The following is a 12069-nucleotide window of genomic DNA, read 5'->3' on the forward strand; positions in this document are numbered from 1 at the left end:
GTATTTCATTAGCTGTTTATACTAAAACCTATGTTATAATACCTTTCATGTGCATTAATAGGAGGTAAATTATGTTAAAAAAAGCAATTGCTGAATTTATTGGTACATTTGTACTTGTATTATTCGGAACTGGAGTAGCTGTCATTGGTGGCGGAATTGAAGGGATTGGAACATTAGGTATCGCTATGGCTTTCGGATTATCTATCGTGGCTATGGCATATAGCATTGGAACAATTTCTGGATGTCATATTAACCCAGCAGTATCAATCGCTATGTTCATCAACAAAAGAATGAACGCTATGGAACTTAGCTATTATTTATTAGCTCAAATTTTAGGTGGTTTATTAGGAACTGCAACGTTAGTAACAATTTTACGATCTGCTAAATTACCTTTAGATAATTTAGGACAAAATAGTTTTGGAACTCTTGGTTTATCTGGAGCATTTTTAGTTGAATTCATTTTAACTTTCGTATTTGTTTTAGTTATCGTTGCTGTAACAGGCAAAAAGGGAAGTTCTTCTTTAGCTGGACTAGTAATTGGTTTCACATTAGTATTAATTCACTTATTAGGTATTCCGTTAACTGGAACATCTGTTAACCCAGCTCGTAGTATCGCACCAGCTCTATTCGCTGGCGGAGAAGCAATTTCTCAACTATGGGTGTTCATCGTTGCCCCAATTTTTGGTGGTATCGTAGCAGCTGTTGTAGGAAAGTTTATTTTAAATACGGAAAAATAGAACTTCCAATATTTCCGAATAAAAAAAAGCGAGCCCTCATCATGAGGAAGCTCGCTTTTTTTTATTCTTTAATTTTCGACTTTAAATTTGTAACTAATTGCTGCACCGTTACATTTGCAAGTACGTTTTCCATCGCTTCTTGCGATTGTATTAAAATAATCTCTAATACCGATTGAATATTAGCTCCTACTGGACATTCAATGTTGGGATTTTCATGGAAAGAAAATAGATGTCCTTCTTCTACAACTTCCACAGCTTTATATACATCAAGTAATGTAATTTCATCTAAATCACGAGCAAGTGTCGTACCACCTTTACCAGCTTGTACATCAACAAGTCCTGCTCTCTTCAACATTCCTGTAATGCGACGAATCACAACTGGATTTGTATTCACACTACCAGCAATCCATTCAGAGGTACAGCGAGAGTTTCGATCTATTGCAAGTAACGTTAACATATGAACACCTACTGTAAAACGACTACTAATTCCCATCTGCACACCCTCCTTTTTATTCATTCTATTAAAAGACAACTCTTATTATTATATACTATTTTTAATTTATACATAAAGTGAAACTTTAATCAGTGGGGGTTTTGTTCATCCCCCACTGATTATTAGTTGAACCAATCGGGCGTTTACGGGCAGTTGATCTCCCATCTAACTTCTTTGCTCCAGCTGAATTTTGAGATGGGAGTTTTACTGCCCGTTAATGCGGGGTAAAGAAAAAGCATGATTCCATGAGAAAATCATGCTTTCCCTCTATTATTGACGCTTTATAAATTTCGCCAAATCTTTAAACTTCACTTTATCAGAGTAATTCATTACACCGTTTACGTAAATGCGGCTTGTAACAGCACTTAATATACCGATTGTTGTTAAAAGAACCGCCATTGTTATCGTAATTTCTAACATACCAGCTTCACCAGCTACAAAGCGTGAGAATGTGATCATCGGGCTGAAGAATGGAACGTAAGAACTTACAACAACAACAGTACTATTTGGATCACCTAGCGATTTAATACTTATAAAGAACGCGGCCATTATTAAAATCGATACTGGCAATATAACACCTTGTAAATCCTCAGTCCTAGAGACAACCGCTCCAGCAGCCGCATACATCATCGCATAAAGGAAATATCCTGTAACAAAATAAATAAGGAACATACCGATAACTTGTGCATCTATCTTTGTAAAATCAATTGGCGCTCCAAATAATGAACCATTTTCTAAATCTACCCATCCTAGTAACCAAGGAACCAAGTAACCACATGCCAATATGGCAAGTTGTAATAACGCCGTTGAAACAACCGCTAAAATTTTCGCATACATCATCGTAAGTGGTTTTACTTTCGGAATCATAACTTCCATAACGCGAGAAGCTTTTTCAGAAGCAATATTCATCGCAATTGTACTTCCGAACATGATAATAAACATATACAAAGCAAATGTAAAGAAATATGCGATTCCTGCGGAAGCAGAACGATCTTTTATCGCTTCTTGTTTCACAGAAATTTCGGTTTGCAATTGCTGTGCAATTTCCGGTGAAACATTATGTTTAGCAATTGTTACCGCCGTATATTGCGCTTTTAAATAACTAGCTATAATTGTAGAAGTTGTTTCACTAGGTAACTTATTAAACATATACGTAACTTCTGGAACTCCATTCTTTTCCGTCACATGGAATAGACCATCTAAATCTCCCTCTTCTACTTGCTTATGTAGTTTATCAAAATCATCTTTTGAACCGACCGTTATTTTTGCTGATGGCAATAGCTTATTTAGCTCTTCTTTTTGTACTTTGTATGCGGAACTCTCTACTACAACTGCAATTTTATCTTTATCCTTATTTTTATCATCGCCTGAAGTAAAATGATTAAATGCAAAAATCCCAAACACAACCAAAAATAAAATCGCACTCGTAATTAATGATTTTTTAGATAAAAATGCTTCTTTAAAATAAAATGAAAATACATGAGAAAATTTACGCATCTTTATTTCGCCCTCTCTACAAAGATTTCGTTTAACGTCGGCTCTAACATTTTAAATTGTCGTAAACCAACACCTTGTTCTTGCAATTGTTGCAAAATCTTTAGAGCTTCTGCATCGCCTTGTACTTTTACATAAAGAAGGCCTTGTTGTTTTTCATACGGAACGTGTATAGCTTCTAATCCCTTTTCATTCTCTACTGTATCTTCAATAGTTAAATTACGGAAACCGTATTCTTTCTTAATATCACTTAACTGTCCTTCTACGACCGCTTCGCCTTTTTTCAAAATACATACATGTTGGCAAAAAGCCTCTACTTGCTCCATACGATGACTTGATAAAATAATTGTCTTTCCACTCTGTACTTGTTCTCCAATAATATTAGCTAACATTCCCGCATTAACTGGATCAAGTCCGCTAAATGGTTCATCTAAAATAAGAAGTTCTGGATCATGAAGAAGAGCAGCAATCAATTGAATTTTTTGTTGATTCCCTTTCGAAAGCTCCCCTGCCGTTTTAAATTTATATTCTGGGATTGCTAATCGCTCTAACCAGTGATCAATTGCAAGATCCACTTCTTTCTTCGTCATTCCTTCTAATCTGCCAAAATATCGCAACTGATCTATTACTCTACTTTTTGTATACAATCCTCTTTCTTCTGGTAAATATCCAATTGTTACCCCGCTATCACCAAATGATTTTCCATCCCACGTAATAGAACCTTCATTTGGCGTTAATAAGCCTAGTAACATTTTAATTGTCGTTGTTTTCCCTGCACCATTTCGGCCAAGTAACCCTAACACTTCACCTTTCGGTAACGAGATTTGCAAACCATTAACCGCTTTAGATTCTCCGAATATTTTTGTTAAGTTTTGAATTTGTAAACTCAATGTATAAAGCCTCCCCTTTATTATCATTCGTACCCTCTGTTAAAGCCTATGATTGTTCAGAATGAAATATAGTACTATATTTCATTCTCTTATATGTATCACTACACCTAACCCATCATTTGTTTCATTTAGTTAAAATTGTAAATAAAAATCCCGTTTTTGTCAATTATAATTGTCATTACGACAATAAAACTTGTCAAAATAATTATTATTATTTAACCCATCTTTCTAATATAGGACAAACTACTACATATACAAAAGACAATATGCAAATGTTCATAAAAAAAAATATAAAAAGCATTATATTTTAATATATAATATTAAATGATTTACTAACATCAAGGAGGATACATATGAAGATGAAGAGGGGTATTACCACTTTATTATCTGTAGCCGTTCTTTCCACATCGCTTGTAGCATGTTCAGGAACAGCTGAGAAAACAGTGGCGAAAGAAGAAAAAGTAAAATTAACAGACCAGCAATTGATGGCCGATTTATGGTATCAAACTGCTGGTGAAACGAAAGCACTTTACTACCAAGGTTACAATATTGGTCAATTAAAGCTTGATGCAGCTCTTGCAAAAGGGACAGAAAAAAAACCTGCTATCGTACTTGATCTAGATGAAACTGTTTTAGATAACAGTCCTCATCAAGCAATGAGCGTAAAAACAGGAAAAGGCTATCCTTATAAATGGGACGATTGGATTAATAAGGCTGAAGCTGAAGCTCTTCCAGGCGCTATTGATTTCTTAAAATATACAGAGTCTAAAGGTGTAGATATTTACTACATCTCAAATCGTAAAACGAATCAACTAGATGCAACAATTAAAAATCTCGAGCGTGTAGGTGCTCCTCAAGCAACGAAAGAACACATATTACTACAAGACCCGAAAGAAAAAGGAAAAGAAAAACGCCGTGAACTTGTTTCTCAAACACATGATATTGTCCTATTCTTCGGTGATAACTTATCTGACTTCACTGGTTTTGATGGAAAATCTGTAAAAGATCGCAATGAAACAGTCGCAGATTCAAAAGCACAATTTGGTGAGAAATTCATCCTTTTCCCTAATCCGATGTATGGCGATTGGGAAGGCGCTTTATATGACTATGATTTCAAAAAATCAGATGCAGAAAAAGATAAAATTCGTCGTGACAATTTAAAATCATTTGATGCAAAATAACAAAGAGGATGGCTTTCGCCATCCTCTTTTATTGCATATTTCTTGTTAAAGGTAAAATAAATACTTCTACACGTCTATTTTTTGCTTTTCCTTCTGGTGTATCATTTGGTGCAATTGAACGGTATTCTCCGTAACCAATTGCACTAAATTTTTCTGGTTGCAAATCTTTATTTTGAAGTAATACCTGCATAAAATTAACGGCACGCTGTGTACTTAACTCCCAGTTTGATGCAAACTGAGCATTTGCGATAGGAACCGTATCTGTATGACCCGACACTGTAATTTCACGAGGTGATGCTGAAACAAGTAGGTTAGACATCTCTTTTGCAATCCCTAACGATTCCAACTTCACATCTGCTTTCCCTGAATCAAATAGTACATTTTCTAATATCGTTAACATTAATCCTTTTTCAGTTAACTTAGTTTGAAAAGAAGAGGATAGTTGTTTCTCATTAATATATTGATCAATCTTTTTTTGTAATGCTTTCAACTCATCCATTTCTTTTTTTTCTTTAGCTCTATCTTCCGCTTGTTTTTTTGCTTGTTCTGCCTCAAGGCTATTTGCTGATAATTCTTTTTCCTCATTTGGTTTTTGATCGCTTAAAAACTCTTTATTTCCTGTTCCACCGGCTAACTCACTTCGAAAAGCAACTGCCATCTGTTTAAACTTCGCAGCATCTATACTACTCATTGCGAATAATACGATGAACAATGCAAATAACAACGTTAACATATCAGAATATGGAATTAACCAAGTTTCATCGATATGCTCATCATGTTTTTTCTTTTTACCTCTTCTATTTTTCTTACTCCGCATTTTTTTCTGCTCCTTTTTCTAGCTTTTTACGCTCAGTTGCAGAAAGTGCACCTAAAATACGGTTCTTCATAATAAACGGATATGTACCTTCTTGTAACATTAATAAACAATCAATAATTAAACGTTTCTTCTCTAATTCAGCAGCAGACTTTTGCTTTAATTTATTTGCAAACGGATGCCATAATACGTAACCTGAAAAAATACCGAAAATCGTTGCAATAAACGCACCTGAAATAGCATGCCCTAGCTTTTCAATATCAGTTAAATTTCCAAGTGCAGCTACTAGACCAATAACAGCACCTAAAACCCCTAGTGTAGGTGCATATGTACCAGCTTGCGAAAAAATAGCAGCCCCTTTTGCATGTCTCTCTTCAATCGCTTCTAATTCGGCTTCTAAAATTTGTTCTAAATCCTCTGCAGATACACCGTCAATCACAAACTTCATACCACGCAAAAGAAATTCATCTTCAATTTCATCTAATTGTTGCTCTAAAGACAAAATACCGTATTTTCTACTCTCAGATGTCCAATGAACAAATAATTCTAGCAATTGTTCATAACTTAAATCTTTTTTATTTGAACCAAAAAGAACTTTAAATAATTTTGGAACTTTTTTTAGTTGATTCATCGGAAAGGCAATACACACTGCAGCAAATGTACCGACGAAAATAATTAGTGCTGCGGCAGGATTTAGTAAGGCTGTTATGTCAGCGCCCTTGACGACCATCCCTACGACTACCGCTAATACCCCTAAAATGATTCCAATAATTGTTGCAAAATCCATTCCCATTCACTCCTAGTCTATACAAGAGGTCTTTTATTCTCGATAATCGCTACATCTTCTTATATACATATATTACATAAAAAATGAACTTCATGAAAGATAAGAAATGAATTATATGAAAAAATACTACATTTTCACACATTTTCTGACATTTTCTTTGCATTTCTATTACGTTACGACTCTTATATTTCTTTTTCAATAAGCTAGACTTATAATAAAACCGATACATATTTTATTAAGAAAGGACAGTGATTACAAGGTATCATGAAAAAGATAATAATTATTTCTGCCGCTACTATTGTAATCGGTATCACATCTTTCGCTTACTTTGGTCCTAAATCACCACTGCAAAACGAGGCGAAAGCTGTCGAAAGTCAAAAGCATAGTAACCATCCAAAAGAAGAAATCCCTGCTTTTCCAAAAGCTAATCCTAATGCAAAGAAACTAAATGATAAATTTTCCGTTGTAACAAACCCAGATTCTGCTCTTGTATTAGTCAATAAACATCGTAAATTACCAGATGGGTACATTCCAGAAGATTTGACGAAACCGAACGTACCATTTACTAGTCCAAAAGATAAAGAGAAAACATTACTTCGTAAAGATGCTGCAGACGCTCTTGAGCAGATGTTCCAAGCAGCAAAAGAAGAAGGTTTAGAACTTACAGCAGTTTCAGGTTACCGTTCTTACAAACGCCAACAGTCATTACATAACACATATATTAAACGCCAAGGAAAAGCTGAAGCTGATTCGGTAAGTGCAATTCCTGGAACAAGTGAGCATCAAACTGGTCTAGCAATGGATATTAGCTCAAAATCTGCCAAATTCCAATTAGAACCAATTTTCGGAGAGACAGCAGAAGGAAAATGGGTTGCAGAACATGCCCATGAGTTCGGATTTGTCATTCGTTATTTAGAGGATAAAACAGAGACAACAGAATATTCATATGAACCGTGGCACTTACGCTACGTTGGCAATCCATATGCCGCATACATATATAAGCACCACCTAACATTAGAAGAGGCAACGAAGGACAAAAAATAAGAGAGCGAATCGCTCTCTTATTTTTCTTTTATTCTATTATTGTAATAATTCCTTCCATTCCTCAGTCCACGGTTCGCCTCTTCCAGTTTTTTTCGATGCTTGGACCATCATACCGCGTCCAACTAAGCAAACTTCTCCTTCTGCATTTTTGACCATATAGTGTAAATCTAAAGAGGAATTCCCAACCGCTCCCGCCTTTACATATACTTTCAACTGCTCATCAAAATAAATTTGTTTAATAAAATTGCATTGTAGATCTGCGACGACTATCATCGTTTCTGATGATTCATGTGTCCATTCTTGCATAAATCCGAGTTCTTTAAACAATGCGATACGCGCTTCTTCAAAATATGTAAAAGCAACGACATTATTTACATGTCCAAACATATCTACTTCACCAAAACGAACTTTGACAGGATTATAAAATGAAAAATCACTTTCCCATTGCTCAAAGTCTTCAATATAAGAAATTCTCTTCATCGTTCCCTCTCCTTTTCGCCCTTAAAATAAAGTGAAACTTTAATCAGTGGGAGTTTTACTGCCCGTTAATGCGGTATAAACAGAATAAACAGAAATATAAAGTTATAAATATTGCCTCTTCAACATGAAGAGGCAATATTTATTAATAGTTATTATCGCTACCAAAGAAATCTTTGAACGATTGAATTGTTGTATCACGGTTTAATGCTGCAATTGAAGTTGTTAATGGAATACCTTTCGGACATGATTGCACACAGTTTTGAGAGTTACCACAGTTTGCAAGTCCTCCATCACCCATAATTGCACGTAAGCGATCTGCTTTATGCATTTCACCAGTTGGATGCGAGTTAAATAAACGCGCTTGTGAAAGCGGTGCTGGTCCAATAAAGTCAGACTTACTGTTTACGTTCGGACATGACTCTAAGCAAACACCACATGTCATACATTTCGAAAGTTCATATGCCCATTGACGCTTTTTCTCTGGCATTCTTGGACCTGGCCCTAGGTCGTACGTACCGTCGATTGGAATCCAAGCTTTAACCCGTTTTAACGCGTTAAACATACGGCTACGGTCAACTTGTAAATCACGTACAATCGGGAATGTCTTCATCGGCTTTAAGCGAATTGGTTGCTCTAACTGGTCAATAAGAGCTGTACATGATTGACGTGGTTTTCCGTTAATCACCATCGAACAAGCACCACATACTTCTTCTAAACAGTTCATATCCCATGCAATCGGAGTCGTCTGGTTTCCTTTTGAATCAACAGGATTACGACGAATTTCCATCAGTGCCGAAATAATGTTCATATTTGGACGATATGGAATTTCAAACTCTTGATCAAACTCTTGTGCATCTGGTCCATCTTGTCTCGTAATGATGAGGCGGATTGTTTTCTCAGACATGTTGCTTATCCCCCTTCTCTTCACCCTTAGCAGCTACATCATGTTTTGAGGAATAGTCACGTTTACGTGGTTTAATTAATGAAACATCCACTTCTTCGTAATGGAATGCTGGTGCCTTTCCTTCTCCCTCAAATTTCGCCATCGTAGTTTTTAAGAAGTTTGCATCATCACGATTTGGGAATTCTGGTTTGTAATGCGCTCCGCGGCTTTCATTACGGTTATATGCGCCAATTGTAATAACACGTGCTAACTCGAACATATTTGCAAGTTGGCGTGTAAATGAAGCACCCTGGTTACTCCATCTAGCTGTATCGTTAATGTTAATGCGTTTGTAACGCGCCATTAACTCTTCAATTTTCGCATCAGTTTCTAGTAACTTTTTATTTTCACGAACTACTGTAACGTTATCTGTCATCCATTCTCCAAGCTCTTTATGAAGAACATATGCATTTTCGTTACCATCAAGCATTAAAATATTGTTAAATTTCTCTGTTTCGATTAATTCATTTTGCTCATATACAGTAGATGAAACAGCATCAGATGATTTAGAAAGACCTTTCATATACTCAATTGCGTTCGGTCCTGCTACCATACCACCGTAAATTGCTGATAATAATGAGTTCGCACCAAGGCGGTTACCACCGTGCATAGAATAATCACACTCACCTGCTGCAAATAAACCTGGAATACTTGTCATTTGCTTATAATCAACCCATAATCCGCCCATTGAATAGTGAACTGCTGGGAAGATTTTCATTGGTAGTTTACGAGGATCATCACCTGTAAATTTCTCATAGATTTCAATAATTCCACCAAGTTTAATATCTAGTTCTTTCGGATCTTTATGAGAAAGATCTAAGTACACCATGTTTTCACCGTTAATACCTAGTTTTTGCTCTACGCAAACATCAAAGATTTCACGCGTTGCAATATCACGAGGTACAAGGTTTCCGTAAGCTGGATATTTTTCTTCTAAGAAGTACCATGGCTTACCATCTTTATACGTCCAAACACGTCCACCTTCACCACGTGCAGATTCACTCATAAGACGTAACTTATCGTCTCCAGGAATTGCCGTTGGATGAATTTGAATGAACTCACCGTTCGCATAATATGCACCTTGTTGATATACAGCAGACGCTGCTGTACCTGTATTAATAATAGAGTTTGTTGATTTTCCAAAGATGATACCAGGGCCCCCTGTTGCCATAATCACGGCATCAGCTTGGAAACTTTTTATCTCCATAGTTTGTAAGTCTTGCGCGACGATTCCTCGGCACACACCTTCATCATCTACAACAGCTCGTAAGAAATCCCAACCTTCATATTTCGTTACAAGTCCTGCTACTTCATGACGACGTACTTGCTCATCTAATGCATATAGTAATTGTTGACCAGTTGTTGCGCCAGCAAATGCTGTACGGTGATGTTGTGTTCCACCGAAACGACGGAAATCCAGAAGTCCTTCTTCCGTACGGTTGAACATAACACCCATGCGATCCATTAAATGAATAATACCAGGTGCTGCATCACACATCGCTTTAACTGGTGGTTGGTTCGCTAAGAAGTCCCCACCATAAATTGTATCGTCAAAGTGGATCCATGGAGAATCCCCTTCACCTTTTGTATTTACGGCACCGTTAATTCCACCTTGGGCACATACAGAATGTGAACGTTTTACTGGTACTAAAGAAAATAGTTCAACATTTACTCCTGCTTCTGCCGCTTTAATCGTTGCCATTAAGCCAGCCAAGCCACCGCCGACTACTATAAGTTTCCCTTTCATGCTCTCCCACTCCTTACTGGTTTGCTAGCTGTGGATCGATGAACGCTAATAATGCACTCACACCTACATAAGATAGACCTAAGAAAATAGCTAATGTTACATAAGTAGAGATTCTTTGTGAACGTGGAGATACTGTAATTCCCCAGCTTATACAGAATGTCCATAGTCCATTTGCAAAGTGGAAAATTGTTGAAACAACACCAACTAAATAGAAACCAAACATAAATGGGTTGTTTAAAATATCTGCCATCATATCATAGTTTACCTCTTTACCTAACAATGCTTGAATACGAGTTTCCCAGACGTGCCAAGAAATGAAGATCAGCGTAACGATACCTGAAATTCGTTGGAAGACGAACATCCAGTTACGGAAATAGCCGTAAGATACCGCATTGTTCTTAGCTGTAAATGCAATATATAAGCCATATATAGCATGGTACAGTATAGGTAAAAAGATGATGAAAATTTCTAGCGCATACCGGAATGGAAGGAGCTCCATAAAGCCTGCAGCTTTGTTAAAAGCCTCTGCTCCCCTTGTTGCAAAGTTGTTTACAATTAAATGTTGCGTCAAAAAGACACCAACCGGAATGACCCCCATTAATGAGTGCCACTTACGAAACGTATACTCGCGGCCTTTCATGTCCCCATTACCCCCTTGAATGTTTGACTGCTGTTTTCAGATTAATTTACAACAATAATGTTTTTTCACTATTGGCATAAGAAAAACTGAAAAAATTATTCGAAATATTTCAGCATAATTTGATAACAAGTTCATTTTACCCCTATTTTTGTCGAAGCGTCAAGAAAACGTATACATAATTTGCACATAATTTGCATATAATTTGCCAATTCTTTTTTTTTCTTATATATTCAGATTTCCCCAAAGAAAAATCTATTTTTATAAATGAAAAATGTTATATAATAATCCCTATAGAAAGAGGGGAATATTGTGAGCAAAAATACAATCGATATAACATCTTTAGAAGATGTTTCATTGAACGCCTTCGCTTATGAATTGCTACGTGAAGAATTACTACCTGATTTAATTGGTAACGATTTAGATGGTATTTTATACTGGGCTGGTAGAAACCTTGCGAGAAAATATCCGCTAGAAACAATTGAAGAAGTCATTCAGTTTTTTGAAAAAGCTGGTTGGGGCACTTTAAGTATCATTGAACATAAACGTCGTGAAATGCAGTTTCAACTTAAAGGTACACTTATTACTGAGCGTCAAAAACAAAAAAGACATTCATCTTATCAATTAGAAGCTGGATTTATCGCCGAGCAAATTCAAAGACAAAGAAACGTCGTTGCAGAGTCCTATGAGGAACAGAAAAAGCGTTCAGACTCTATTACATTTCTTGTTAAATGGGATATAAAAGATCTCATTGAAGTGTAGCATCTACTTACAGTCAACTAGACATATAAGTTTAGTTGACTTTTTTGTATATTCATTTAG

General features: G+C 36.2%; 13 protein-coding genes. 4 read left to right on the plus strand and 9 right to left on the minus strand.

Features of this window, described 5'->3' with window-relative positions:
* Positions 1-71: 71 nt before the first annotated feature.
* The gene (locus MKY90_RS22990) at positions 72-737 is read left to right on the plus strand and encodes an aquaporin (protein WP_002067333.1); all 666 of its coding nucleotides are present in this window, start codon (positions 72-74) and stop codon (positions 735-737) included.
* 61 nt (positions 738-798) lie between these two features.
* On the opposite strand, the gene MKY90_RS22995 is transcribed toward MKY90_RS22990, so the two are convergent.
* The 3 genes from MKY90_RS22995 to MKY90_RS23005 form a co-directional block, all read right to left on the minus strand.
* Positions 799-1230, minus strand: coding sequence for an Rrf2 family transcriptional regulator (locus MKY90_RS22995; protein WP_002088848.1), 432 nt, complete (start codon positions 1228-1230; stop codon positions 799-801).
* 270 nt (positions 1231-1500) lie between these two features.
* Complete coding sequence (locus MKY90_RS23000) at positions 1501-2727, minus strand: ABC transporter permease (RefSeq protein WP_201053075.1); 1227 nt, start codon at positions 2725-2727, stop codon at positions 1501-1503.
* Positions 2728-2729: 2 nt separating this feature from the next.
* Entirely contained in the window at positions 2730-3614 is an 885-nt protein-coding gene (locus tag MKY90_RS23005; protein ID WP_215599299.1) for an ABC transporter ATP-binding protein, read from the minus strand.
* 353 nt (positions 3615-3967) lie between these two features.
* Between MKY90_RS23005 and MKY90_RS23010 the strand changes: the two genes are divergently transcribed.
* Positions 3968-4795: a 5'-nucleotidase, lipoprotein e(P4) family gene (locus MKY90_RS23010; RefSeq protein WP_215599298.1), complete on the plus strand. Its 828-nt coding sequence runs from the start codon at positions 3968-3970 to the stop codon at positions 4793-4795.
* Between the two features lie 28 nt (positions 4796-4823).
* Here the strand turns inward: MKY90_RS23010 and motB are convergent, their stop codons facing one another.
* A complete protein-coding gene (gene motB, locus MKY90_RS23015) occupies positions 4824-5612 on the minus strand; it encodes a flagellar motor protein MotB (protein ID WP_215599297.1) in 789 nt (262 codons plus the stop codon).
* Complete coding sequence (motA, locus tag MKY90_RS23020; RefSeq protein WP_002088856.1) at positions 5602-6396, minus strand: flagellar motor stator protein MotA; 795 nt, start codon at positions 6394-6396, stop codon at positions 5602-5604. Before motA ends, motB begins: the two co-directional genes overlap by 11 nt.
* Before the next feature lie 264 nt (positions 6397-6660).
* Here motA and MKY90_RS23025 point away from each other — a divergent pair, with 264 nt between their 5' ends.
* Complete coding sequence (locus MKY90_RS23025; RefSeq protein WP_098167956.1) at positions 6661-7440, plus strand: M15 family metallopeptidase; 780 nt, start codon at positions 6661-6663, stop codon at positions 7438-7440.
* Between the two features lie 36 nt (positions 7441-7476).
* On the opposite strand, the gene MKY90_RS23030 is transcribed toward MKY90_RS23025, so the two are convergent.
* The 4 genes from MKY90_RS23030 to sdhC all read right to left on the minus strand — a co-directional run bounded on the left by MKY90_RS23030 (position 7477) and on the right by sdhC (position 11250).
* The gene (locus MKY90_RS23030) at positions 7477-7920 is read right to left on the minus strand and encodes an acyl-CoA thioesterase (RefSeq protein ID WP_098167955.1); all 444 of its coding nucleotides are present in this window, start codon (positions 7918-7920) and stop codon (positions 7477-7479) included.
* Positions 7921-8062: 142 nt separating this feature from the next.
* Positions 8063-8824 carry a succinate dehydrogenase iron-sulfur subunit gene (gene sdhB / locus MKY90_RS23035; RefSeq protein ID WP_002088861.1) on the minus strand — a complete coding sequence of 254 codons (762 nt, stop codon included), beginning with the start codon at positions 8822-8824 and terminating at the stop codon, positions 8063-8065.
* A complete protein-coding gene (gene sdhA, locus MKY90_RS23040; protein WP_002034228.1) occupies positions 8817-10610 on the minus strand; it encodes a succinate dehydrogenase flavoprotein subunit in 1794 nt (597 codons plus the stop codon). Before sdhA ends, sdhB begins: the two co-directional genes overlap by 8 nt.
* A 13-nt stretch (positions 10611-10623) precedes the next feature.
* Positions 10624-11250: a succinate dehydrogenase cytochrome B558 gene (gene sdhC, locus MKY90_RS23045; RefSeq protein WP_002015407.1), complete on the minus strand. Its 627-nt coding sequence runs from the start codon at positions 11248-11250 to the stop codon at positions 10624-10626.
* Positions 11251-11559: 309 nt separating this feature from the next.
* Between sdhC and MKY90_RS23050 the strand changes: the two genes are divergently transcribed.
* Positions 11560-12009, plus strand: a complete 450-nt coding sequence (locus tag MKY90_RS23050) for a YslB family protein (RefSeq protein WP_002015405.1) — start codon at positions 11560-11562, stop codon at positions 12007-12009.
* The last annotated feature ends 60 nt before the right edge of the window (positions 12010-12069 follow it).

It is taken from the genome of Bacillus sp. FSL P2-0099 (genome assembly GCF_038007445.1).
Taxonomy (GTDB): domain Bacteria; phylum Bacillota; class Bacilli; order Bacillales; family Bacillaceae_G; genus Bacillus_A; species Bacillus_A mycoides.

Excerpts from the sequence above, each read along its gene's own strand:
- MKY90_RS22990 (WP_002067333.1), top strand. The coding sequence starts at position 72 with ATGTTAAAAAAAGCAATTGCTGAATTTATTGGTACATTTGTACTTGTA.
- MKY90_RS22995 (WP_002088848.1), bottom strand. The coding sequence starts at position 1,230 with ATGGGAATTAGTAGTCGTTTTACAGTAGGTGTTCATATGTTAACGTTA.
- MKY90_RS23000 (WP_201053075.1), bottom strand. The coding sequence starts at position 2,727 with ATGCGTAAATTTTCTCATGTATTTTCATTTTATTTTAAAGAAGCATTT.
- MKY90_RS23010 (WP_215599298.1), top strand. The coding sequence starts at position 3,968 with ATGAAGATGAAGAGGGGTATTACCACTTTATTATCTGTAGCCGTTCTT.
- motB (WP_215599297.1), bottom strand. The coding sequence starts at position 5,612 with ATGCGGAGTAAGAAAAATAGAAGAGGTAAAAAGAAAAAACATGATGAG.
- motA (WP_002088856.1), bottom strand. The coding sequence starts at position 6,396 with ATGGATTTTGCAACAATTATTGGAATCATTTTAGGGGTATTAGCGGTA.
- MKY90_RS23025 (WP_098167956.1), top strand. The coding sequence starts at position 6,661 with ATGAAAAAGATAATAATTATTTCTGCCGCTACTATTGTAATCGGTATC.
- MKY90_RS23030 (WP_098167955.1), bottom strand. The coding sequence starts at position 7,920 with ATGAAGAGAATTTCTTATATTGAAGACTTTGAGCAATGGGAAAGTGAT.
- sdhB (WP_002088861.1), bottom strand. The coding sequence starts at position 8,824 with ATGTCTGAGAAAACAATCCGCCTCATCATTACGAGACAAGATGGACCA.
- sdhA (WP_002034228.1), bottom strand. The coding sequence starts at position 10,610 with ATGAAAGGGAAACTTATAGTAGTCGGCGGTGGCTTGGCTGGCTTAATG.
- sdhC (WP_002015407.1), bottom strand. The coding sequence starts at position 11,250 with ATGAAAGGCCGCGAGTATACGTTTCGTAAGTGGCACTCATTAATGGGG.